Below are 22,116 nucleotides of genomic sequence, written 5' to 3'. Positions count from 1 at the left end.
GTTTTCTTTTTGTTAATTTCCGTTCATACTTTATTTTTTACCAATTGCAAATAAAGTATGAAACTTTTCGTTTTGCCGGCCATGCTGCTGGCGCTTGCCGTGCCGGCGCAGGCTGGCATTACAAGCAGCTTTAACGTCACTTCCGCAGTTCATTGGACGTCCACGGGAGCGGGCACTCTGGAAGACTCGGAAGTCTTCACCCCATTTGGCGGGACAATGCGCTCCAGTCTGACGCCGTCGAGCTGCTTCGGCAGCTATTCCGGGACCGAGCATAACTCGCATTGCTGGTTCGATCTGGACACCGCAGACTTCCGCTCGCCGTACGACGATGCATACCAGCGGCGGACGGGAAGCACGGAACCTCCCCGTGCAGGCCTGATTTCCCGGCTCCAGGTCAATGGCGATGGTAGCTATACAGGCTACTTCAATTTCACTACCATCAGTTACGTGGATTCTGACGACGCGACCGGTATCACTCGCAAGGGCTTTTTCACCGGTTACATATTTCGCTATCAGGGCGCAGGGCTGGCTCTCGATACGGCCATGGATGCGGCACTTGCAGGCTCCTTGTGGCAGCGCCAGGCTTTTACCAGGAAGACTTTCATGACAGAGTGGGATCGCAGCAGCGTCGATCCGGTGACTGGCGACGAGTCGCTGATCGAGGCGGAAGGATGGGATGGCAAGCTGGAAATGGCTGCCGTGCCTGAACCGGCGGCGCCTGCACTGTTTGGCATCGGCCTGGTTGCCATCGCAGGGCTGCGCAGGCGGAAGCGCGGCTAATTTGCCGGATCCTCTTGGAGGGCGCTGCAGAATGCCGCGCTGGCTTCGTCGGCCGGGAAGCACGATTCGATGTGGAGTTCTTCCAGCGTGACGTCGCGCGGGGTGCCGAAGGTGGTGATGGTGGAGAAGAATGCCACGCGCCGGCCGTCGCGCTCGAATACGGTTTCAAGCAGCGGCGCGGGCACGGCGCGCAGGTCGCGCTGGCGCCATTTTTCAGGCACACCCGGATAGGCCAGGACTTCTTCCAGCAGCTCGCGCGCCTTCGCGTCGCTGGGCGCCGTGGCGACCAGCTTGTGCAGGTGGGCCAGCAGGGTGCCCGCGATTTCCTCCCAATTTACGAGTACGGCACGCAAGTCCTGCGGGTCGAAGGCATGGCGCAGCATATTGCGGTGCGGGCTGTCGCGGCCGCCCAGCAGCCAGCGGTTCATGCGGACGGCGGCGCCATTCGCCATCACGATATCCCAGTGGCGATTCATCAGGAAGGCGGGGTAGGGTTCCTGCTGCTTCAGCATTGCTTCGATCGCGCGCCGCATCGGCGCCAGCTCGGGATTGGCCAGCGCCGATTCCGTGTAGCGCGGCGCATAGCCGGCGGCGACCAGCAGCGAGTTGCGGTCGCGCAGCGTCATTTCCAGCGTGTCGGCGAGGCGCGCCAGGATCTCGCGGCTGGGCTGGGCCTTGCCGGTTTCAATGCAGCTCAAGTGGCGTGTGGAGAGGCCGGCGTCCAGCGCCAGGTCCATCTGGCTCAGGCGGCGGGCGGAGCGCCACTCGCGCAGCAGGGCGCCGACGTGGGCGATCGGAAGCGGGTTTGCATTCATGTGGCCATGGTAACAAGGTTTTGCGCTGCGCTTCCATGACCTGGGAGGTCATTGCTTCGCATCAGACCCGGCCCGATCATGCATCCCATCGAAACCCGTCTTGCAGGAGATGAGCATGAATCGCAGAAGCCTTTTGAAAGCCGCCATTGCATTCGCCGCTGCGGCCGGCGTGGCGCGCCCTGCCAGCGCCGCGGGCGCGGCGAAGGAATTGGCGCCCGCCGATGCGGCGCTGCGGGCCGAGGCGGCGCGCGATGCGCGTGCGTGGCGCGCCTCGCGGCGCTTTGTGGCCACCAGCGCTGGACGCGTTGCGGTGGTCGAGCGCGGACGCGGCCCGCAGGCAGCGCTGTTCCTGCACGGCCTGCCGCTAAACAGCTTCCAGTGGCGCGGCGCAATAGCGCGCCTGGCGCCGCATCGCCGCTGCATCGCGCCGGACTTTCTTGGCCTTGGCCATAGCGAACCGGCGCCGCAAGCCAAACTCGATCCGGAAGGCCAGGTCGCCATGCTGGCCGAACTGCTCGACAAGCTGGGCGTCGAGAAGGTTGACGTGGTTGCGAGCGACAGCGGCGGCGCCGTGGCGCAACTGTTCCTGGTGCTGCATCCCGAGCGCGTGCGCAGCCTGCTGCTTGCCAACTGCGACACCGAACTCGATTGCCCGCCGCCGGCCATGCAGCCGGTGATCGAACTGGCAAAGCAGGGCAAGTTCGCGCAGGAGTGGCTGGCGCCCTGGCTGGCCGACAAGGACAAGGCGCGCTCGCCCGAAGGCCTGGGCGGCATCTGCTACGCCCGGCCGGCCGCGCTGGCGGACGAGGTGTTCGAAACCTACCTGCGCCCCCTGGTCGACAACCCGCAGCGCCTGCACGGCTACATCGCTGCGCTGGAACGCAATGCCCTGCACGGCATCAAGCCCGCCCTGAAGGCCAGCACGGCGCCGGTGCGCGTGCTGTGGGGCATGGCCGATGAAATCTTCCCGCCGCGCGGCGCCGACTATCTCGAGCAGGCATTCGGCAACAGCAAGGGCGTGCGCCGCATCGAAGGCGGCAAGCTGTTCTGGCCCGAGGAGCAGCCAGGCCTGGTGGCGCGGGAAGCGCTGGCGCTGTGGCGCAGCGCCTGATGCCTAGCGCTTGCGGTAGATGCACACCATGATATCGCTGGGGAATAGCCGCATCAGCGGCAGCAGCAGCCAGCGCATGCCCAGGTAGCGCAGCGGCGCCTTGAATGGATGGAGTTGGCCAAACACGGTCATCCAGCGCCACATGCCCTGCTTTTTCACTACGGCCAGTTCGCTGCTGTGGCGCAGCGTGAAGCCTTCTCGCTCCACCAGCCTGGTAAGGTTGGCCGGGTTGAAGTAATGGACATGCGGCGAAGGCATGCCTTTCTGCCACAGCCGGTCGAACGGGCCATGCAGCCCGACGCGCGCGAACAGCTTGGACAGGCGGTAGCACAGGCCGCGGCTGCTGGGCAGGTTGAGCACCAGCGTGCCGTCCGGGGCCAGGTGCTGGTGGCAGTCGCGCAGGGCGGCGCGGATATCGGGGATATGTTCGATCACTTCATTCAGCACGATGATGTCGAACTGCTCCCCGTCCGCCAGCGCCTGGGGGAAGTAGCCGAGGCGCACCGGCAGCCCGCGCTCGCTCGCCTGCCGGGCCAGCACTTCGTCCGGCTCGACCCCCAGCACGTCGAACGCGCAGGCTGCCGACTCCAGGAGCCACCCATGGGCGCTGCCCACGTCAAGCAAGGTGTTGGCGCGCGGCGCCGCGAACTGGCGGGTGAGGGCGACGATGGTGCGGCAGTTCTCCTGGCGCAGCGCATTCAGGGACGCTTCGCGCAGGTCTTCGTCGCTTGTCGCGGGTGTGGCGGAATGGGCTGCGCCTTCGTAGGCGCAGCCGGGGCAGGTCCGGTGCCAGCCTGACAGGCCGGTCTTCAATGGGGCGTAGCAAATAATACAAGTCATGCGCGCCACGATAGCATGCTTACATTGTTGCGATATTCACAAATACTCACTTTGCAGACTGCGGTAGAATCGCAGGTTTGGATCTTTCCGAGGTTTCGCAATGAAATGGGCTGTTGTCGGCTTTTACATCCTGTCCGTCCTGCATATCCACTTCCGTGGCAAGGTACGTCTCCCGATCGGCCGCCAACTGTTCGACCACTCGTCGTTCATGGCCCCCATCAATATCTTCATGCACTGGTTCTCGCGCGTGCCATCCACGCCCTACCTGCCGGTTGACACCTTCAAGGAACTCAAGCCGCTGGAAGACAACTGGCAAGTGATCCGCGCCGAAGCGGAAAACCTGCTGCGCCTGCAGAAGATCAAGGCGTCGGAAAAGAACGACGACGCCGGCTTCAATTCCTTTTTCAAGAATGGCTGGAAGCGCTTTTACCTGAAGTGGTACAACGCCAGCCACCCTTCGGCCCAGGAACTGTGCCCGCAAACCTATGCGCTGCTGGCCGCGATCCCGTCGGTGAAGGCGGCCATGTTTGCCGAACTGCCGCCGGGCGGCAAGCTCAATCCGCACCGCGACCCGTTCGCCGGCTCGCTGCGCTACCACCTGGGCCTGGCCACGCCGAACGACGACCGCTGCTTCATCGACGTCGACGGCGAGCGCCATAGCTGGCGCGACGGCCAGGGCGTGATCTTCGATGAAACCTATATTCACTGGGCCATCAACGGTTCCGAGAGCGACCGCATCATCCTGTTCTGCGACGTGGAGCGTCCGATGCGCTATCGCTGGGCGCAGGCGATCAACCGCTTCCTCGGCCGCACCATGATGACTGCCGCCGCCTCGCCCAACGAGCAGGGCGACCAGGTCGGCCTGGTGTCGAAGCTGTTCCGCGTCTCCTTCTACGCCGGCAAATACCGCCGCGCCTTCAAGGCCTGGAACAAGACCGTCTACAAGTTCACCAAGTTTGGCCTTATCATCGGCCTCGCAGCAGCAATCTATTACATGTGAGGCGGCCCGCGCTGCCTCGTCAAAAGGAGGCAGCATGCGGCACCGAGTCCCCGCCGGCGTCCTGGCCATCGTGCTGGGCGCCACCACCCTTGCAGCCGGCGCCGGCCCCTTGCGCGACCGGCTGCTGGAACGCCAGGCGTCCCGCACTGCGCATGACGCCGCCCCCGGCAAAGCCTTGCGCGACATCCCCTACGGCAGCGATCCCCGCCAGCGTTTCGACGTCTACCTCCCTGCGCAGGCAGCGTCCAGGGCCCCCGTCATTTTCATGGTGCACGGCGGCGGCTGGCGCATCGGCGGTAAGGCCGAAACGGCCGTGGTGGAGAACAAGGTGCCGTATTTCACGGGGCGCGGCTACCTGGTCATTTCGATCAACTACCGCATGCTGCCCGATGCCGATCCGCTGCTGCAGGCGCAGGACGTGGCGCTGGCGCTGGCCACGGCCCAGGACAAGGCCGCCACCTGGGGCGGCGATGCGCGCCGCTTCATCCTGATGGGCCATTCAGCCGGGGCGCACCTGGTGGCGCTGTTGTCGGCCCAGCCTTCGCTGGCGGCCGGCAGCAGCTGGCTCGGCACCATTGCCCTCGACAGCGGTGCGCTGGATGTGCCGCAGATCATGGAACAGCGCCACCCGCGCTTGTACGACGAAGCATTCGGCAGCGATCCGGCCCTCTGGCGCAAGGTATCGCCGGCCCACGCGCTGCAAACGGGCGCGCAGCCGATGCTGCTGGTGTGCTCCAGCCAGCGCGACAGCTCCTGCCGCCAGGCCCACGATTTTGCGCAACGGCTGCACGCCAGCGGCAGCCGCGCCGAAGTGCTGGAGCAGGCGAAGAGCCATCGCGACATCAACCTGCAGCTTGGCGCCGACAGCGGCTATACGAGTGCGGTGCAAGCCTTCATCGACAGCCTGCTCAAGTCCTGAGCCTGTCGGAATTCTTTACAGATGAAAAAACGCTGCATTTAAAATCAGCAACTTATATTGCTTGGTGAGATTATTGCTTAATGTCTGGTTAAGTAAAATTAACTAGAGGAAATAAATGAGGAAGCTGGGGCTGGGCGTTTGCGCCTTGCTGCTATCCGTGAGCCATGGGGCGTGCGCTGCGCTGCTGTCCAGCTCCCAGGCACTAGGTGCCGGCAGCGCCGGCCCTGCCGCCGGCCCCGAACTGTTCGACATCAGCACCGGCGATGATGGCGCTCCCGCATTCGAGGAACGGCTGGTGGACCAGCAGGAATTCCCCTTCAGTCCGGCGGGCAGCGCGGGCCGGGCCCGGGCCAACCTTGGCAGCATGATGCTGGACGTCGATCCGGCCCTGGTCAATAACGTCCTGTCGGGCAGCAAGTACGAAACGGTCGATGATTCCGCGCACAAGCCGACGCTGCAAGCCCTGTGCGGCATGAGCCTGGTGTTGCTGCTTGCCTTCCGCGCCGCTGCCCGCTTCAGCGGCAAGCGTCGGCGTCGGCGACGGTAAAGTGGTAGCGCAGCGCGATGCGGCGCCACGCGCGATCGCAGGGCATGGCGGCAGCGATCTTGTCCAGCTCCGCCGCCAGCGCCCCGGCATCGCGCGCCAGCACGAAATGGCGGCCGAACTGGCTGAAGGGCTTGTCGCCCACATGCAACTGCCCCAGGGGCAGCTTTTCCCTGTCCATCTGGCGCCGCAGGTAACGGAAAGCACTCAGCGGCATCACCGTGAAATCGGCCTGTCCCGCCGCCAGCTTGCGCAGGTTGCTCATGGCATCGGGCGCATTGCTGCGCGTCAGGCTCTTGCCGGCGTATTCGTCGATGCCGGGATAACGGTTGCCGTAAATGCCGGCAAAGCGCAGGCCGACCAGCGAAGCCGGGCCGTGGTAGAGCACCGGATTGTCGATGCGCGACACGATGACATTGCTGTCGTCCAGGAAGGGCGGACTCCAGTGAAAGCGCTTGCGCGGCACGTCGCCGATGAAGGCCGGCGAGAGGAACAGCGCCACCCCGTCGAAGCCGCCGGATGCCTCCATCAGCTGGTTGAGCTGGCGGCGTTGCAACGACACCAGTTGCAGCGTATAGCGGCCTTCGAGCTTGCGGTTCACATAGCGCACCAGGTCGGGCGCCAGGCCGCTTTTGCCGTCGATGTAGGGCGGCCCGCGATAACTGTTGTAGGCCTTGACGATGGTATCGGCGCCAGCCGGCGCCGCAGCGAGGGCGCTGCAAAACACTAGCAACAGGTGCGGTCGTGCCATGGCGCGCCTCCGGGCGTCGCGACCCGGTCTCAGCGCGCGCTGGCTGCCGGCAGGCGCGCTTCTTCCGAAGTCAGGATCCAGACCAGGTTGAGATTGCCGTTCATGTCTTCCGTGTAGTTGACGATGAAGGTCGCATCGGCCAGCGCGCTCGGCACCACGGTCAGGTTTTCATCGCTGAAGATGCGTGCAGCTGGCGAAAGCTGGCGCGGCTTGCCGTCGACAACGATGTCCGGCGCATAGCCGAAGGTAATCTTGCCGCGCTTGGCGTTGGGCGGGAATGGGCGAGGCTCGGCGGCCAGCGCTGGCAGGGCAGGGAGGGTCATTGCGGCCGCAAGGGCCAGCAGGAAGTGTCGTTTGTCCATGTCCGCTAGCTTACCATGCTGGCGAACATGGCCAAAACGGCCAGGGCCATCACTGTTGTACAGGACCACCCCAGGACGCGCAGGCGGCGCGACAGGACCACCTCGCCCATCACCCCGCGCCGGGTCGACAGCAGCATGGTCACCACCATGACCGGCACCGCCACCACGCCGTTGACCACCGCGCTCCAGAACAGCGCGCGCATCGGGTCCATCGGCAAGAAGCCAATGCAGACGCCGGCCAGCGTGGCGGCGGTAATGATGGCGTAGAACTTGCGCGCGGCCAGCGGTTCCAGTTCCAGGCTGCTGCGCCAGTTGAACGCACCGGCCATGGCGTAGGCCGCCGACCCGGCCAGCACAGGAATCGCCAGCAGGCCGGTGCCGATGATGCCCAGCCCGAACAGCGCAAACGCCAGCTCGCCCGCAATCGGCCGCAGCGCCGCCGCGGCCTGGGCTGACGAGCCGACGTGGAAGATGCCGTGCGCATGCAGCGTGACCGCGGTGGTCAGCATGATCGACCATGCCACGAGGTTGGAAAAGCCCATGCCGATAGCGGTATCGAGCTTGATGCGGCGCAGTTGCGGGCGCACCTGGCGCGGCGCGCGCTTGAGCGGTTCGGCCTCCGGGTCTGCCTGCAGTTCTTCCACTTCCTGCGCGGCCTGCCAGAAGAACAGGTAGGGGCTGATGGTGGTGCCGAACACCGCCACCATGGTGGTCAGGTATTCCTTGTTCCACTGGATGTGCGGCGAGAAGGTGCGCTTGGCCACCTCGCGCCAGGGCACGTCGATCACCAGCACCGTGGCGGCATAGGCCAGCAGGGCCAGCGTCAGCCATTTTAGCAGGCGCGCGTAGCGCTGGTAGGGGATGAAGACCTGCAGCGCTACCGACAGCAAGCCGAAAGCCAGGGCATGCCACTGCGCTTTGCCGCCCGCCACCAGGTGCAGCGCGTCACCCATGGCGGCCAGGTCGGCAGCAATATTGATGGTGTTGGCAAGCAGCAGCAGGCTGACCATGCAGTACAGCAGCCAGGCCGGGAAGCAGCGGCGCATATTGGCAGCCAGCCCGCGCCCGCTGGTGCGGCCGATGCGCGCGCTGGTTTCCTGGATGCCGACCATCAGCGGATAGGTGAACAGCCCAAGCCACAGCATGCCCAGGCCGAATTGCGCTCCGGCCTGGGAATAGGTGGCGATGCCGCTGGGATCATCGTCGGCAGCCCCCGATACCAGGCCCGGGCCGAGCTTGTCCAGCCATGATTGGCTCTGCTGTTCCATGCCCCCGATGCTAGCGGGAGCAGGAGCAGCCTTCCGTTAAGTCACGAACATGAAAGTCGGGGTCAGGTCTGGCAATCCGCCATAAAGCGCACGAATGTGCGCTTTATGGCGGATTGCCAGACCTGACCCCGACTTGCTTTTGGCGAGCTTCCCAGGCGGCAAGGGCGATGCGGTAGCGCTCCAGGTCGTCGTAGTAGAGGTCGAGCACGCACCAGGTGCAGCCGCTGTGGCAGCAGTCGTCGGGGCCGGGTTCGGCCGGCGGTTGCGGCTTGGGGTCGTCGGCAGGTGCTTCAGTGTCGTCCATCATTCTTCCATTGCCAGCAAGGCCTGGTTGCGGCCGCGCTGCTTGGCGCGGTAGAGCGCTTCGTCGGCCAGGCGTACCAGTTGCTCGGGGCGGCTGTTTTCGGTCGGCACAAGCACCGCCACGCCGATACTGATGGTCACCAGGCCGAACGGCGAGGCGTCGTGCGGAAGCTGCAGCCGCGCCAGTTCGGCGCAGATGGTCTGCGCCACGCCGATCGCATCGGCGCCCGGGGTGGCTACCGACAGCAGCGCGAATTCTTCACCGCCGTAGCGCGCCACCAGGTCCGAGCTGCGCCGCCCATGCTCGGTGATCACGCGCGCCACTGCGCGCAGCGTGGCATCGCCGGCCAGGTGCCCATAGCGGTCATTGTATTTCTTGAAGTAGTCCACATCCAGCATCGATAGCGCCAGCGGCTGGCCGGTGCGCTGGGCGCGCCGCCATTCCGCTTCCAGCGCCAGGTCGAAGCCGCGCCGGTTGCTGACGCCGGTCAGGCCGTCGGTCTGGCTCAGCGCTTCGAGCTTGCGGTTGGAGTCTTCCAGCTCGGCGGTACGGGCGGCCACCTGCTGCTCGAGCACGGCCTGCAGGCGTGTCAGGCGCCGGATGCGCCAGTGGTACAGGCTCCAAAGCCCGCCCAGGATCACGGCGGCTGCGGCCAGGCGGAACCAGGTGGTCTGCCAGAACGGCGGCGTGATCGTCACCTCCAGGGTGGCGGCCTGTTTGCTCCAGCTGCCGTGGTGGTTGGCGGCGCGCACGCGGAAGACGTAGCGGCCCGGGTCGAGGTTGGTATAGGTGGCCACGCGGCGTTCGGCATCGGTTTCCTGCCAGTCGGGGTCAAAGCCTTCCAGCTGGTAGGCGTAGCGGTTTTGCGAAGGCTCGGTGAAGTGCAGGGCCGCGAATTCGATGGTGAAGGCGGTCGCCTGCGACGACAGCACCAGGCCGGTGGGTGCCGTCAGCGGGCCTTCCAGCCAGGCCTGGTCGCGGAAGCGGCCTTCGCTGAGCGAGTGGCTGAACAGCTTGATATCGGTAATGGCCACCTGCGGCGGCACCGAGTTGCTGCGCACTTGCTCCGGCTCGACGCCGGTCATGCCGTGCACGCCGCCGAAGTACAGCTTGCCGTCCGCGCCCGGCGCCGAGGCATTGGTGGTGAAACCGTCGGTCATGCCGTCGGCCACGGTGTAGAGCTGGGCCGAGCCATTGCCGGGGTTGAGGCGGAACAGGCCAGCCAGCGTGCTGATCCAGATCCTGCCCTTGGCGTCGGACTGGATGGCCAGTGTCTTCAGGTGCTGCACGGCGGCGGCATGCGAGCGCAGCCGCAAGTCGCCGCGAGCGCTCTCTTCCAGCTGCAGCAGGCCGCGCGAGGTGCCGATCCAGAGCCGGCCGGCGGCGTCCTGGTGCAGCGCGGTGACGTTATCGTCGATCATGCCTTCCGGTCCGCCGGCGCGCAGGTGGCGAAACTTGCCGGTGGCCGGGTCCAGCAGGTCGAGCCCGCCGCCGTTGAATTCCGAACCCATCCACACGCGGCCCTTGCTGTCTTCCAGCACCACGCTGGTGCCGCCGACGCTGCGGCTGTCCGGGTTTTGCGGGTCGTGGTAGAACAGCAGGGAGCGGTCGCGCAGCGTGTCGTAGCGTACCAGGCTGTTGCCCGTGCCCAGCCACAGCACGCCATCCTTGCCGGGTGCGATGGAATTGATGAAGTCGCTGGCGGTATTGCCGAAGCGGACCAGCTGGAACTTGCCGTCCAGCGCATCCAGCCGGTTCAAGCCGTTGGCCGTGCCCACCCACAGCGGGCCGCCGGGCTGCTGGTACAGGCTGTAGACGATATTGCTGTTCATCGAGCCGGGCCGGTCGTCGGCATGGTAGCGCCGCAGCACTTCGCCCTTGGCGGGGTCGAACAAGCCAATGCCGAGGTTGCCGCCGATCCAGACCGTGCCGTGCGGGCCATTCTCCAGGCTCAGCAAGGCGTTGTTGGCGCGGCCATGGCGGCCGTCCAGGCGGTACGGCAGGTAGCGCGTGAAGCCGCTGCTGCTCAGGTTAACCAGGGCAATGCCGTCGGTAAACGAGGCGATCCACAGCATGCCGCCGCGGTCCTGCAGCATGGCACGCAGATTGTCGCCCGGCAGAGAATACGGGTCGTCGCTGTTGTGGCTGTACTGGTCGAAGCGCTGCGCCGTTGCATCCCAGCGCAGCAGGCCGGCCGACAGGGTCGTGGCCCACAAGGTATTGTCGCGGTCGAAATAGAAGCTGGTGACGCGGCTGTCGGGCACTGGCACGCTGTCGCGTGTTTCCCACGGCTTGCTGCTGTCCCAGCGCCAGACGCCGCCTTCAGTGCCGATCCACAGCACGCCGTTGCGGTCGAACTGCAGGGCGCGCACGATGTTGGCGCGCGCGTTCGGATCCTGGCCCTTGTCGACGCGGCGGTGTTCAAACTCGCTGGCCCCGGCAGGCAGGTAGTCCAGGCCGCCTGGCCAGGTGGCGGCCCAGACGCCGCCCTTGCCATCGACCGCCAGTGCATTCAGGTCGTTGCCGCCCAGGCTGCCCGGGCGCGCCGGATCGTGCACATGAACGGTGAAGGTGCCGCTGCCGGGGTCAAAGTGCTGCAGGCCGCCCCAGGTGGCCAGCCACATGCCGCCTTTTCCATCGGACACGATGGCGCGGATGATGCGGCCGTTATTGGGCGCGTTGACCGGCAAGAAAGTCGTGAAATCGTTGCTGGCCGGGTTGAAGCGCGCCAGGCCGTCTTGGGTGCCGGCCCACAAACGGCCCTGGCCATCTTCAAACAGCGCCGCAACGCGGTCATGCGGCAGGGCGCGCGGGTTGCCGGCCTTGCTGCGGTACTTGGTGACACGGTAGCCATCGTAGCGGTACAGGCCGTTCGATTGGGTGCCGATCCACATGAAGCCGCGCTGGTCTTGCAGCAGCGATAACATTGAAGGTTCGTCATTGCCTAACGGCCCGAGCTTGCGAAAGCGCAGGGTAGGCGCGGCAGCCTGGGCGATGGCAGTGAGCAGGCAGCTTGCCAGGATAAGCAGCAAAATAAAGCGGCTCAGGTGCCAGCCGCGGGCGTCAGTAGCATTCATTTAGTGACATTATAGCTTCCATCCCAGCAATAATTTCCGCTCCGCTGCCCCAATCCATGCGCTTTACCACAGTTCTCGGGTATCATGCGGGGTTGGCCGCTGTTAACCTTAAGAATTGTATGTCTGACATTGAGAACACCCCTGAGCAAGTAAAGTTCGCCGATTTCGGCCTGGCGCCGGAAATCCTGCGCGCGCTGACCGACCAGGGTTATGTGCACCCGACGCCGATCCAGGCGAAAGCGATCCCGATCCTGCTGCAGGGCCGCGACGTGATGGGTGCCGCCCAGACCGGTACCGGCAAGACGGCCAGTTTTTCCCTGCCGATCATCCAGCTGCTGCTGGCCCATGCGAATACGTCGATGAGCCCGGCGCGCCATCCGGTGCGCGCCCTGGTGCTGGCGCCGACCCGCGAGCTGGCGGTGCAGGTGGCGGAAAACGTGGCTGCATATTGCAAGCACACCCCGCTGCGTTCCACCGTGGTCTTCGGCGGCATGGACATGAAGCCGCAGACTGAAAAGCTGCGCAGCGGCGTGGAAATCGTGATCGCCACGCCGGGCCGCCTGCTGGACCACGTGGAGCAAAAGAATATTTCGCTGGGCCAGGTGCAGATGCTGGTCATGGACGAAGCCGACCGCATGCTGGACATGGGATTCCTGCCCGACCTGCAGCGCATCATCAACCTGCTGCCGAAGAAGCGCCAGAACCTGATGTTCTCGGCCACCTTCTCGCCGGAGATCAAGAAGCTGGCATCGAGCTTCCTGACCGATCCGATCACCATCGAGGTGGCGCGCTCCAACGCTACCGCCGACAAGGTGACCCAGGTAGTCTATAAGGTCAACGAAGACCACAAGCGCGACGCGGTCGCCCACATCCTGCGCCAGCGCGAGCTGAAGCAGGTCATCGTGTTCTCCAATACCAAGATCGGCGCCTCGCGCCTGGCGCGCGGCCTGGTGACCGAGGGCATGAAGGCGGCCGCCATCCACGGCGACAAGACGCAGCAGGAACGCATGCAGGCGCTGGAAGCCTTCAAGAAAGGCGAGATCGACGTGCTGGTGGCTACCGACGTGGCGGCACGCGGCCTGGACATTTCCGACCTGCCTTGCGTCATCAACTTCGACCTGCCGTATAACGCGGAAGATTATGTGCACCGCATCGGCCGTACCGGCCGCGCCGGCGCCTCGGGCGACGCGATCTCGATCTACTCGGACAAGGATGAACGCCTGCTGGCCGACATCGAAAAGCTGATCAAGCAGACCGTCCCGCGCGGCACGCTGGAAGGCTTCGTACCGGGCGGCTTCCGCAGCGATGAGCGCCATGGCGACCGCCGCCGCGACCGCACCCAGAGCGACCGCGCGCCGCGCAGTGGGGAACGCCGTGAAGGCGCACCACCACCTCGCCGCGAGAAGGTCGACCCATGGTTCCTGAAACCGTATGAGCCGACCCGCAGCAACGGCGCGCCTGCCGCCGCCGCGCCGGCCGCACCGGCCAAGCCGAAGCAGAAGATCGCCGCCTTGCTGGGCGGCCTGCCGAAAGGCTGATGAGATGTAAAAAGGGCCCGTCGATGAACGGGCCCTTTTTTTGATCGTTGACGATGGTGTCTGACCCTGAGGGTCAGACACCGGTTTACCGGTTTTCCAAATCCTGTCCAATCGCGCGCTAAAACCGGCAAGGCAGTGTCAGACCCGCAGGGTCTGACACTCGTTTAATGCTTGCCGAAGCAGGCAGGGCACGACACCCCCGGCACGTATTCCGGCGCCAGTTGCTGGCGCGGGGTAACCACCGCGCGGCAGGCGAAGCACTGCTTGGTTTCGGTTGGCTCGAGCTGCGGGTTCAGCGCAGTGCGGTAGTCGAACACGAAGCAATCGCCGGTGTAGTGGGCGCCGCCCACTTCCTCGAAATACTTCAGGATGCCGCCTTCGAGCTGGTAGACATTGTCGTAGCCGATGTTCTGCATGTGGATCGCGGCTTTCTCGCAGCGGATGCCGCCGGTGCAGAAGGTCACCACGGTCTTGCCTTCGAAGTCGGCCTTGTGCTTCTCGATGATCTCCGGGAATTCGGTGAACTTGGTCAGGCGGTAGTCGACCGTGTTGTTGAAGGTGCCGACGTCCACTTCGTAGTCGTTGCGGGTTTCGACCATCACGACCGGTTTGCCGTTGTCGTCGTGGCCCTGGTCGAGCCAGCGCTTCAGGTCTTTGGCTTTCACATGCGGTGCGCGGCCGTCTTCCGGACGGATCAGCGGATGGCGCATGGTGATGATTTCTTTCTTGATGCGCACCAGCATGCGGCGGTGCGACTGCTCGGCCGACAGGCTCTCTTTCACTTCCAGGTCCGCCAGGCGGGCGTCGCTGCGCACCCAGGCCAGGTACTCGTCGATATTGGCGCGGGTGCCGGACAGGAACATATTGATGCCTTCCGGGGTCAGCAGGATGGTGCCCTTCAGGCCCAGGCGGGCGCAGATGTCCTGGTATTGCGGGCGCAGCTCGTCCAGCTTGTCGAGCGTGATGAATTTGTAGGCCGCGATGTTGACGTAAACGGCTGGTGCCGCGCCGGGCGTTGCAGGCGCGTTTTCAATGGTTGCTTGCATGGGATTGGTAATCGATTGAATCCGGAACAGCCGACATTATAGCCGCACTCGGCGGAATGCCCAAATAATAGGCAGCCGGCGCGCGACATTATGGCGTTCTACGACATGGCATCCGAGCAAGGCGTCGCCGCGCGAACGGCGATCACCTGATCAGCAAGAACACCTTCCGCCTTCGCAAGCCTGCGTGAGGCGGGCGCTCCGGTTAGCGCTTACTTCTGCGCCAGGACCCAGCGCACCAGCTGGTGAGCTTCGGCATCGGTCACCTGGTTGGGCGGCATCGGCACCGCGCCCCAGGTGCCGGAACCGCCCTGCAGCACCTTCAGGATCAGCTTGTCTTCAGCACCCTTGTCGTTCTTGTACTTGGCCGCGACATCCTTGAACGACGGTCCCACCAGCTTCTTGGCCATGGCGTGGCAGGCGAAGCAGCTCTTCGATTTGGCCAACTGCTCAGGTTCTTCCGCATAGGCCGCCAGCGAGGCAGTCATCAGCAGGGCAGCAGCAACAATTTTCATCTTTCTCTCCAAGGGGGATTGGTAAGGGTGATTCTAGCCGTGCCACGCGGAAGCAGCGGCCTCATTTGTAAGCAATTATCGCGCGTCCTATACTGAACTAGTCAACAGGCTAGTTCGTTGGGGGTCTTATGTTCAAGAGGATAGGGGCATTTGATGCCAAGGCAAGGTTTTCCGAGCTGCTAAGAAGTGTGGGTGAGGGGGAAAGTTTTACCATTTCTGTGCGTGGAAAACCGGTTGCCGACCTCGTTCCGTCGCGTATGGGCGAGCAACGCGATGTCAAGGAGACAGTCGACGCTCTTGGGAGACTGGAGTTGGTCAAAGGCGTCAGCGATGATGAAATTCGAAACTGGATCCGGCAAGGTCGAGAATGAAGCTGGTCCTGGATGCGTCAATGGCAATGGCGTGGCGCTTTGAACGCTTTGACCCTGCTGAGCGCGATTGCGCGCGAAAGCTTCGAATGGCGTTGGGGACGGCAGACATCCTGGTTCCAGCGATTTGGCATCTCGAAATTGCGAACGGTTTGCTTGTGGCAGAAAGGCGCGGCTGTCTCACGATGGCCCATGTCGACGAATATTTGAATTTGCTCGATGCCTTGCCAATCAAGACTGAAGATGTGTCTTTGTCATCAACTAAACACCAGGCACTGGCGCGTGCAAGAATCTCAGGCCTTTCCGTTTACGATGCCGCTTATCTGGCACTAGCCATGCGCTCAGGCGCTGCGTTGGCAACTTTTGACCGCCAGTTGGCTGCGGCCATGCGTGCGGCCGGCGGCACCGTCTACGAATAGCGGTAGAGGCAGCTCAGGCGTTAAAATAGGGGGATATTCGACTTGAAATCCGCCCGCCCCATGAGCATTGAAACAATCGACCAGCCAGTAGACGCCACGCCAGCCGCAGCCCCGGTGGGACCGCAATTCGTCCACCTGCGCGTGCATACCGAGTACTCGATTGTCGATGGCCTGGTGCGCATCGATGACATGATCAAGGCGGCGGTCAAGGACAAGCAGGGCGCGCTGGCCATCACCGACCTGGCGAACATGTTCGCCATGGTGCGCTTCTACAAGTCGGCGCGCGGCAAGGGCATCAAGCCCATTGTAGGCGTCGACGCCTGGATCACCAACGACGAGAACCGCGACAAGCCGCATCGCATCATGCTGTTCGCGAAGAACCGCATGGGCTACCTGCAGCTGTGCGAACTGTTGTCGGAAGCGTGGTTGAACAACCAGTACAAGGGCCGCGCCGAGATCCGTACCGAGTGGCTGCGCGACCGCGCCAACAAGGAATACCCGCTGCTGCCCGGCGAGAGCGGCGCCAATGCGCTGATCGCCCTGTCCGGCGCGCACTTTGGCGACATCGGCCAGGCCATCGAAAACGGCAACCTTGACCTGGCCGAGGCCAATGCCCGCAAATGGGCGGAAATCTTCCCGAACGGCCATTTCTACGTCGAGATCCAGCGGGCCGGCCAGGCCAACCAGGAGGTGCAGGTGCGCCAGTCCGTCGCGTTGGCGGCCAAGCTTGGCCTGCCTGTCGTGGCGACGCACCCGGTGCAGTTCCTGTCGAAGGATGAATTCATCGCCCACGAAGCGCGCGTCTGTATCGCGGAAGGCGAGATGCTGGCCAATGCCAAGCGCGTCAAGCGTTTCAACGAGCAGATGCGCTTCCTCACGCAGGCCGAAATGGCGGAACTGTTCCACGACCTGCCGGCCGCGCTGCAAAACTCGGTGGAAATCGCCAAGCGCTGCAATGTGACGCTGACCCTGGGCAAGCCGCAGCTGCCGAACTTCCCGACGCCGGGCATGTCGATCGACGAATTCCTGGTGGCGGAAACGCAGAAGGGCCTGGAGGAGCGCCTGATCCAGCTGTTCCCCGATCCCGAAAAGCGCGAGAAGGAGCGCCCGCGCTACGAGGCGCGCCTGAAGTTCGAGAACGACACCATCATCAAGATGAAGTTCCCGGGCTACTTCCTGATCGTTGCGGAGTTTATCCAGTGGGGCAAGAACAACGGCGTGCCGATCGGCCCGGGCCGCGGCTCCGGCGCAGGCTCGCTGGTGGCGTATGCATTGAAGATTACCGACCTGGATCCGCTGAAGTACAACCTGCTGTTCGAGCGCTTCCTGAATCCGGAACGGGTATCGATGCCCGACTTCGATATTGACTTCTGCCAGGAAAAGCGCGAACTGGTGATCCAGCACGTGAAGGACCTGTACGGCCGCGAGGCGGTGTCGCAGATCGCTACCTTCGGTACCATGGCGGCGAAAGGCGCAATCCGCGACGTGGGCCGCGTGATGGACTTCGGCTATATGTTCTGCGACGGCGTGTCGAAGCTGATTCCGTTCAAGCCAGGCAAGCCGGTGTCGATTGCCGAGGCGATCGAGGAAGAACCGCTGCTGAAAGAGCGACAGGAGAACGAAGAGGAAGTGCGCCAGCTGCTCGACCTGGCGCAGCAGGTGGAAGGCATTACCCGTAACATCGGCATGCACGCCGGTGGCGTGCTGATCGCGCCGGGCAAGTTGACGGACTTCTGTCCGCTGTACACCCAGGGCGGCGATGCCGGCGTGGTGTCGCAGTACGACAAGGACGACGTGGAAGCCGTCGGCCTGGTGAAGTTCGACTTTTTGGGCCTGACCACGCTGACCATCCTCGACCGCGCGGTCAACTACATCAAGGACCTCGATCCGGAAGGCACCAAGGACTTCGACCTGGCCAAGCTGCCTCTGAACGACCGCCCGACTTATGAGCTCCTGACCAAGGCGAAAACCGTCGCCGTGTTCCAGCTTGAATCGCGCGGCATGCAGGGCATGCTGAAAGACGCGCGTCCCGACCGCTTCGAAGACATTATCGCGCTGGTGGCGCTGTACCGTCCGGGGCCGATGGACCTGATCCCGGACTTCTGCAAGCGCAAGCACGGCGAAAAATTCGATTACCCCGACCCTCGCACCGAGGGCATCCTGTCCGAAACCTACGGCATCATGGTTTACCAGGAACAGGTGATGCAGATGGCGCAGATCATCGGCGGCTACTCGCTGGGCGGCGCGGACATGCTGCGCCGTGCCATGGGTAAGAAAAAGGCCGAGGAGATGGCGGAGCACCGCGAGATCTTCCGCAAGGGCGCGCAAGAGGGCGGGCTGACCGTCGAAAAAGCCGACGAGATCTTCGACTTGATGGAAAAGTTCGCGGGCTACGGCTTCAACAAGTCGCACGCGGCTGCCTATGCGCTGCTGTCCTACCACACGGCCTACCTCAAGCATCACCACACCGCAGCGTTCATGGCAGCCAACATGTCGCTGGCCATGGACGACACGGAGAAGGTCAAGATCCTGGTCGAGGACTCGATCGACGTGTGCGGCCTGACCATCCTGCCGCCGGACGTGAACCAGTCCTCCTACCGCTTCCGTCCGGACGGCGAGCCGGGCAAGAAGGCAACCAAGATCCGCTACGGCATGGGCGGCGTGAAGGGCGCCGGCCAGAACGCGATCGAAGCGATCATCGCCGCGCGCGAAGCAGGCGGCCCGTTCACCAGCCTGTTCGACTTCTGCAAGCGCGTGGACAAGAAGCAGATCAACCGCCGCACGGTGGAAGCGCTGATCCGCTCCGGCGCCTTCGATTGCTTCGGCGTCGACCGCGCGGTGCTGTTTGCCTCCGTGGGCTTCGCCATGGAATATGCCGACCAGGAAGCCAAGTCGGCTAACCAGGTCAGCCTGTTCGGCGGCGACGATTCCGACCTGGTGGCGCCGCCCGATTACGTGGCGGCCACGCCGTGGACCGACCGCGAAAAGCTGGCGGAAGAAAAGATCGCGCTGGGCTACTACCTGTCCGGCCACATGTTCGACTCCTACCAGCAGGAAGCGCGCCGCTTTGCGCGCACCAAGCTGTCCGAACTCGAGCCGTCGCGCGAACCGCGCATGATGTGCGGCGTGATTTCCGGCATCCGCACCCAGATGACCCAGCGCGGCAAGCTGCTGATCGTCACGCTGGACGACAAGACCGCCGTGGTCGAAGTCACCGTCTATAACGAAGTCTTCGAGCCGAACAAGCATATGTTCAAGGAAGACGAATTCCTGTGCGTCACGGGCAAGGTGTCGGAAGACCGCTTCTCCGGCGGCTTGCGCATTTCGGCGGAAAAGGTGTACAACATCACCGCCGCCCGCATCCAGTTTGGCCGCCAGATCGGCCTGGCGTTGCCGAAGGCCGTGCCGACCGCCAAGCTGGCCGAGATCCTCGGCCCGCACCGCGACGAATACGGTTTGCCGGTGTCGATGCGCGTCCGGCCGCAAGGCATCGACTGCGTGTTGCAGCTTGGCGACGACTGGCGCGTGGCGCCGTCGGATGCGCTGAAAATTGCGCTGGAGCAGGGCCTGGGGGCACAGGAAGTTGCAATCGAGTATTAACCCGGTGCGCGGAACGCCGGCGCAGCTCAGCGGTATCGTGCGACGGCGTTATTAATATCTCAACATAATCCGGTAGTACCCAACCATTCGCATGGTGGCCTGCCGATCATGTTGTTCAACTCTTTCAGCTTCCTGCTGGGTTTCCTGCCGCTCGCCCTGGCCGGCTACTTCCTGCTCGCGCGCCGCCATCCGGAGTGGGGCGTGGCGTGGCTGGCGCTGGCCTCGCTGTTTTTCTACGGCTGGTGGGACGTGCGCTATGTACCGCTGCTGCTTGGCTCCATCGTCGCCAACTACGGCTGCGCGCAGCTGATTCGCCGGGCGCAGGGCCGGGCACGCCGCTGGTGGCTTGGCGGCGCCGTCGCGGCCAACCTGCTGCTGCTCGGCTACTACAAGTACGCCAACTTTTTCTACACCAGCCTGACCGGCCAGCATGCAGACCTGCTGCAAGTGGTGCTGCCGATCGGCATATCGTTCTTCACCTTCACCCAGATCGCCTTCCTGGTCGACACGGCGCGCGGTTTTGTGCAGGAAGGGCGCTTCATCCACTATCTGCTGTTCGTTACCTACTTCCCGCACCTGGTGGCCGGGCCGGTGCTGCACCATAAGGAAATGATGCCGCAGTTTGCCGATCCGCGGAATGCCTTGCCGCGGGCAGAGAACTTCTCGGTCGGCGCCACCATTTTCATCCTTGGCCTGGCCAAGAAAACGCTGTTGGCCGATACGCTGGCGCCCTATGCCAACGCCCTGTTTGCGGCGCCCGGCGAGCCCACGCTGCTGTTGGCATGGGGCGGCGTGCTGGCATATACCTTCCAGCTCTATTTCGATTTCTCCGGCTATTCGGACATGGCGATCGGCCTGTCGCGCATGTTCGGCGTGCATTTGCCGCTGAATTTCAACTCGCCCTACAAGGCGCTCAACATCGTGGATTTCTGGCGGCGCTGGCATATCACCTTGTCGCGCTTCCTGCGCGACTACCTGTACATCCCGCTCGGCGGCAATCGCCACGGCGCCGTGCGTGCCAAGGCAAACCTGATGTTGACCATGGTGCTGGGCGGCCTGTGGCATGGGGCAAGCTGGAATTTCGTGCTGTGGGGCGGGCTGCATGGGGCCTACCTGGTATTGGCACACGCCTGGCATTCGCTCAAGGCACGCCTTGGCTGGCAGGGCGGCGGCAGGGCAGGCGCTGTCGCGGCCTGGGCCCTGACCTTCATCGCCGTGGCCTATGCCTGGGTGTTCTTCCGCGCGGCAGACCTGCCTTCCGCCATGCGCATCGTGGCTGGCATGTCCGGCCAGTACGGCGTGGCGTTGCCCGATGCAATCGGCGCCCGCCTGGGGAACCTGCACGAGGCGCTGGCCGCCCTGGGAATCAAGTGGACGCTGGGCGGTGCTACCCAGTTCATCGAAACCTGGTGCTGGGTGACGGTTGCCGCGCTGGTGGCCTTCCTGGCGCCGAATACGCAGCAAATCATGCATCGCTTCGAGCCGGCCCTGGACCACGACGGCACCACGGCGCCAGCGCGCCTGGCCTGGCTGCCGGCGCCGCGTCCGGCGCTGGTGACCGGCATGCTGGCGGTGTTTTGCTTGCTGGCCCTTTCGCGGCCGAGCGAGTTCCTTTATTTCCAGTTCTGACCATGTCCAATGCCTCGCACCATCGTTACCTGAGCAAGCTTGGCCTGGCCATGCTGGCGGGCCTCGTGCTGGTGGCCGGCGTGGTCGTGCTGGCCGACCCCTACGGCCTGTATGGCCTGGTGCGCGAGCCGGGCCTGAATGCCGAAAAGCCGGTGCCGCAGCACTTCCGCAACGAGATCAAATTGTCCATTGCCCAGCGCCTGGGGGCCACCCAGTTCCTGCTCGGCAATTCGCGGGTGGAAGTCGGCTTTGACCCGGACAGCCCGCTGCTGGGAGGAAGCGCCTACAACCTCGGGCTGGCGGGAACCGGCACCATGGTGGCGGCCGGGCAGTTGCAGTATTTGCGCAGTTTCGGCATCAGGCCTTCGCGCGTGATTGCAGGCGTCGATTTCCATGATGCCTTGCTGGCGCCGGGCCAGCGTGGCGGAGCGCGCCGGGTGCCTGTGGCAGGGGCGGGAAAACTGGGCTGGCGCGTGGAGAGCCTGTTCTCGCTTGCCGCCTTGCGCGACGCTGCGACTACCTTTACGATGCAGGGCGACCGCGAAGCCGAGACCATGACCGAGCGCGGCTTGAATCCGCTGAACCAGTACGTCAAGTTTGCGCGCTACGACGGCTATTACAAGATCTTCCGCCAGCGCGCGGAAGAGAGTGCGGCTTCGCTGGTGAGGAAAGCGCCGGGAGGCCTGGATCGCGAAGGGCTGCGGGCGGAATTGCGCGCCCTGGTCGATGCCGCGGCCAGCGATAATCCGGGCGTCGACCTGCGCCTGATGGTGTACGCTTACCATGCGCAGATGCTGGCGCTATTCGAAGCAAGCGGCATGTGGCCGCGTTTCGAGGAATGGAAGCGTATCGTGCTGGAAGAGGCAGAGGCTGCGCGCGCCCGCTATCCGCAGGCGCACATCGTGGTGCATGACTTCAGCGGGTTCGGCGAATTCAATTGCGAGGCGATTCCGGGGCCGAGCGAAAAGGGCACGACGCAATGGTACTGGGAGGCCGGGCACCAGAAGCCGGCGCTGGGTGAAGAGATGATGCGGCGCATGCTGGCCGATGCACCGGACAATGGTTTCGGCATGGCGCTGACCTTGCGGAACCTGGAGCAGGACCGGCAGCGCATTGCCGCCGAGCGTGCCCATTGCGTGGCGGCGCAGCCGGGCCTGTTCGCCGAGGCGAGGGAGCTGGTCGCGCGCGCAGTACGCAGGCAGGAGAAGCAGTTGTGAAGGAGCGATGAGATGG

The 22,116-nt window shown here is 64.2% G+C and carries 20 protein-coding genes; 11 read left to right on the top strand and 9 right to left on the bottom strand.

Annotated elements, in window-relative coordinates; genetic code table 11:
- Positions 1-57: 57 nt before the first annotated feature.
- Positions 58-780 (top strand): PEP-CTERM sorting domain-containing protein, encoded by a 723-nt coding sequence (locus ACN9M3_RS26790; protein WP_426319154.1) that lies wholly within the window; start codon positions 58-60, stop codon positions 778-780.
- Here the strand turns inward: ACN9M3_RS26790 and ACN9M3_RS26785 are convergent.
- A complete protein-coding gene (locus ACN9M3_RS26785) occupies positions 777-1,595 on the bottom strand; it encodes a helix-turn-helix domain-containing protein (RefSeq protein WP_426164543.1) in 819 nt (272 codons plus the stop codon). The two genes, ACN9M3_RS26790 and ACN9M3_RS26785, sit on opposite strands and share 4 nt — an antisense overlap.
- 115 nt (positions 1,596-1,710) lie before the next feature.
- Here ACN9M3_RS26785 and ACN9M3_RS26780 point away from each other — a divergent pair, with 115 nt between their 5' ends.
- Positions 1,711-2,706 carry an alpha/beta fold hydrolase gene (locus ACN9M3_RS26780; RefSeq protein WP_426319153.1) on the top strand — a complete coding sequence of 332 codons (996 nt, stop codon included), beginning with the start codon at positions 1,711-1,713 and terminating at the stop codon, positions 2,704-2,706.
- Positions 2,707-2,709: 3 nt separating this feature from the next.
- Here ACN9M3_RS26780 and ACN9M3_RS26775 read toward each other — a convergent pair whose 3' ends face one another.
- Entirely contained in the window at positions 2,710-3,546 is an 837-nt protein-coding gene (locus ACN9M3_RS26775; RefSeq protein WP_426319152.1) for a methyltransferase domain-containing protein, read from the bottom strand.
- Between the two features lie 100 nt (positions 3,547-3,646).
- Here ACN9M3_RS26775 and lpxO point away from each other — a divergent pair, with 100 nt between their 5' ends.
- The 3 genes from lpxO (at position 3,647) to ACN9M3_RS26760 (ending at position 6,012) form a co-directional block, all read left to right on the top strand.
- Positions 3,647-4,546 (top strand): lipid A hydroxylase LpxO, encoded by a 900-nt coding sequence (gene lpxO, locus ACN9M3_RS26770; protein WP_426164536.1) that lies wholly within the window; start codon positions 3,647-3,649, stop codon positions 4,544-4,546.
- Between the two features lie 34 nt (positions 4,547-4,580).
- Complete coding sequence (locus ACN9M3_RS26765; protein WP_426319151.1) at positions 4,581-5,465, top strand: alpha/beta hydrolase; 885 nt, start codon at positions 4,581-4,583, stop codon at positions 5,463-5,465.
- A gap of 115 nt (positions 5,466-5,580) precedes the next feature.
- Positions 5,581-6,012, top strand: a complete 432-nt coding sequence (locus ACN9M3_RS26760; protein WP_426319150.1) for a hypothetical protein — start codon at positions 5,581-5,583, stop codon at positions 6,010-6,012.
- Here ACN9M3_RS26760 and ACN9M3_RS26755 read toward each other — a convergent pair.
- The 5 genes from ACN9M3_RS26755 to ACN9M3_RS26735 all read right to left on the bottom strand — a co-directional run bounded on the left by ACN9M3_RS26755 (position 5,981) and on the right by ACN9M3_RS26735 (position 11,771).
- A complete protein-coding gene (locus tag ACN9M3_RS26755) occupies positions 5,981-6,760 on the bottom strand; it encodes a substrate-binding periplasmic protein (RefSeq protein ID WP_426319149.1) in 780 nt (259 codons plus the stop codon). The genes ACN9M3_RS26760 and ACN9M3_RS26755 overlap by 32 nt on opposite strands.
- A gap of 29 nt (positions 6,761-6,789) precedes the next feature.
- Positions 6,790-7,122, bottom strand: a complete 333-nt coding sequence (locus ACN9M3_RS26750; RefSeq protein WP_426164526.1) for a hypothetical protein — start codon at positions 7,120-7,122, stop codon at positions 6,790-6,792.
- A 5-nt stretch (positions 7,123-7,127) separates the two neighbouring features.
- Positions 7,128-8,390 carry an NRAMP family divalent metal transporter gene (locus tag ACN9M3_RS26745; RefSeq protein WP_426164524.1) on the bottom strand — a complete coding sequence of 421 codons (1,263 nt, stop codon included), beginning with the start codon at positions 8,388-8,390 and terminating at the stop codon, positions 7,128-7,130.
- 103 nt (positions 8,391-8,493) lie between these two features.
- The gene (locus tag ACN9M3_RS26740; protein ID WP_426164521.1) at positions 8,494-8,697 is read right to left on the bottom strand and encodes an oxidoreductase-like domain-containing protein; all 204 of its coding nucleotides are present in this window, start codon (positions 8,695-8,697) and stop codon (positions 8,494-8,496) included.
- Complete coding sequence (locus tag ACN9M3_RS26735; RefSeq protein ID WP_426319148.1) at positions 8,694-11,771, bottom strand: diguanylate cyclase; 3,078 nt, start codon at positions 11,769-11,771, stop codon at positions 8,694-8,696. The genes ACN9M3_RS26740 and ACN9M3_RS26735 overlap by 4 nt, the downstream gene beginning before the upstream one ends.
- A gap of 119 nt (positions 11,772-11,890) precedes the next feature.
- Here ACN9M3_RS26735 and ACN9M3_RS26730 point away from each other — a divergent pair, with 119 nt between their 5' ends.
- Positions 11,891-13,309 (top strand): DEAD/DEAH box helicase, encoded by a 1,419-nt coding sequence (locus ACN9M3_RS26730; protein ID WP_426164515.1) that lies wholly within the window; start codon positions 11,891-11,893, stop codon positions 13,307-13,309.
- 164 nt (positions 13,310-13,473) lie between these two features.
- On the opposite strand, the gene ACN9M3_RS26725 is transcribed toward ACN9M3_RS26730, so the two are convergent.
- Both ACN9M3_RS26725 and ACN9M3_RS26720 read right to left on the bottom strand, forming a co-directional pair.
- Positions 13,474-14,355 carry a sulfurtransferase gene (locus tag ACN9M3_RS26725; protein WP_426164512.1) on the bottom strand — a complete coding sequence of 294 codons (882 nt, stop codon included), beginning with the start codon at positions 14,353-14,355 and terminating at the stop codon, positions 13,474-13,476.
- 209 nt (positions 14,356-14,564) lie between these two features.
- Complete coding sequence (locus ACN9M3_RS26720) at positions 14,565-14,867, bottom strand: c-type cytochrome (protein ID WP_426164509.1); 303 nt, start codon at positions 14,865-14,867, stop codon at positions 14,565-14,567.
- A gap of 128 nt (positions 14,868-14,995) precedes the next feature.
- Here ACN9M3_RS26720 and ACN9M3_RS26715 point away from each other — a divergent pair, with 128 nt between their 5' ends.
- From ACN9M3_RS26715 to ACN9M3_RS26695, 5 genes are all read left to right on the top strand, one after another.
- Positions 14,996-15,238, top strand: coding sequence for a type II toxin-antitoxin system Phd/YefM family antitoxin (locus tag ACN9M3_RS26715; protein WP_426164506.1), 243 nt, complete (start codon positions 14,996-14,998; stop codon positions 15,236-15,238).
- Positions 15,235-15,654, top strand: a complete 420-nt coding sequence (locus tag ACN9M3_RS26710; protein ID WP_426319147.1) for a type II toxin-antitoxin system VapC family toxin — start codon at positions 15,235-15,237, stop codon at positions 15,652-15,654. The genes ACN9M3_RS26715 and ACN9M3_RS26710 overlap by 4 nt, the downstream gene beginning before the upstream one ends.
- A gap of 60 nt (positions 15,655-15,714) precedes the next feature.
- Positions 15,715-19,254 carry a DNA polymerase III subunit alpha gene (gene dnaE / locus ACN9M3_RS26705; RefSeq protein ID WP_426319146.1) on the top strand — a complete coding sequence of 1,180 codons (3,540 nt, stop codon included), beginning with the start codon at positions 15,715-15,717 and terminating at the stop codon, positions 19,252-19,254.
- Between the two features lie 108 nt (positions 19,255-19,362).
- Positions 19,363-20,883: an MBOAT family O-acyltransferase gene (locus ACN9M3_RS26700; protein ID WP_426319145.1), complete on the top strand. Its 1,521-nt coding sequence runs from the start codon at positions 19,363-19,365 to the stop codon at positions 20,881-20,883.
- Positions 20,884-20,885: 2 nt separating this feature from the next.
- On the top strand, positions 20,886-22,100 hold the full coding sequence (locus ACN9M3_RS26695; protein WP_426319144.1) for a hypothetical protein: 1,215 nt from the start codon (positions 20,886-20,888) through the stop codon (positions 22,098-22,100).
- Positions 22,101-22,116 lie beyond the last annotated feature (16 nt).

The sequence above is a fragment of the Pseudoduganella sp. R-43 genome, from assembly GCF_049913255.1.
Lineage (GTDB): Bacteria > Pseudomonadota > Gammaproteobacteria > Burkholderiales > Burkholderiaceae_D > Rugamonas.
This window is presented reverse-complemented; position numbering and strand designations above follow the sequence as displayed.

Coding starts and splice junctions, on each gene's coding strand:
- ACN9M3_RS26790 (WP_426319154.1), top strand. CDS start 58: ATGAAACTTTTCGTTTTGCCGGCCATGCTGCTGGCGCTTGCCGTGCCG.
- ACN9M3_RS26785 (WP_426164543.1), bottom strand. CDS start 1,595: ATGAATGCAAACCCGCTTCCGATCGCCCACGTCGGCGCCCTGCTGCGC.
- ACN9M3_RS26780 (WP_426319153.1), top strand. CDS start 1,711: ATGAATCGCAGAAGCCTTTTGAAAGCCGCCATTGCATTCGCCGCTGCG.
- ACN9M3_RS26775 (WP_426319152.1), bottom strand. CDS start 3,546: ATGACTTGTATTATTTGCTACGCCCCATTGAAGACCGGCCTGTCAGGC.
- lpxO (WP_426164536.1), top strand. CDS start 3,647: ATGAAATGGGCTGTTGTCGGCTTTTACATCCTGTCCGTCCTGCATATC.
- ACN9M3_RS26765 (WP_426319151.1), top strand. CDS start 4,581: ATGCGGCACCGAGTCCCCGCCGGCGTCCTGGCCATCGTGCTGGGCGCC.
- ACN9M3_RS26760 (WP_426319150.1), top strand. CDS start 5,581: ATGAGGAAGCTGGGGCTGGGCGTTTGCGCCTTGCTGCTATCCGTGAGC.
- ACN9M3_RS26755 (WP_426319149.1), bottom strand. CDS start 6,760: ATGGCACGACCGCACCTGTTGCTAGTGTTTTGCAGCGCCCTCGCTGCG.
- ACN9M3_RS26750 (WP_426164526.1), bottom strand. CDS start 7,122: ATGGACAAACGACACTTCCTGCTGGCCCTTGCGGCCGCAATGACCCTC.
- ACN9M3_RS26745 (WP_426164524.1), bottom strand. CDS start 8,390: ATGGAACAGCAGAGCCAATCATGGCTGGACAAGCTCGGCCCGGGCCTG.
- ACN9M3_RS26740 (WP_426164521.1), bottom strand. CDS start 8,697: ATGATGGACGACACTGAAGCACCTGCCGACGACCCCAAGCCGCAACCG.
- ACN9M3_RS26735 (WP_426319148.1), bottom strand. CDS start 11,771: ATGAATGCTACTGACGCCCGCGGCTGGCACCTGAGCCGCTTTATTTTG.
- ACN9M3_RS26730 (WP_426164515.1), top strand. CDS start 11,891: ATGTCTGACATTGAGAACACCCCTGAGCAAGTAAAGTTCGCCGATTTC.
- ACN9M3_RS26725 (WP_426164512.1), bottom strand. CDS start 14,355: ATGCAAGCAACCATTGAAAACGCGCCTGCAACGCCCGGCGCGGCACCA.
- ACN9M3_RS26720 (WP_426164509.1), bottom strand. CDS start 14,867: ATGAAAATTGTTGCTGCTGCCCTGCTGATGACTGCCTCGCTGGCGGCC.
- ACN9M3_RS26715 (WP_426164506.1), top strand. CDS start 14,996: ATGTTCAAGAGGATAGGGGCATTTGATGCCAAGGCAAGGTTTTCCGAG.
- ACN9M3_RS26710 (WP_426319147.1), top strand. CDS start 15,235: ATGAAGCTGGTCCTGGATGCGTCAATGGCAATGGCGTGGCGCTTTGAA.
- dnaE (WP_426319146.1), top strand. CDS start 15,715: ATGAGCATTGAAACAATCGACCAGCCAGTAGACGCCACGCCAGCCGCA.
- ACN9M3_RS26700 (WP_426319145.1), top strand. CDS start 19,363: ATGTTGTTCAACTCTTTCAGCTTCCTGCTGGGTTTCCTGCCGCTCGCC.
- ACN9M3_RS26695 (WP_426319144.1), top strand. CDS start 20,886: ATGTCCAATGCCTCGCACCATCGTTACCTGAGCAAGCTTGGCCTGGCC.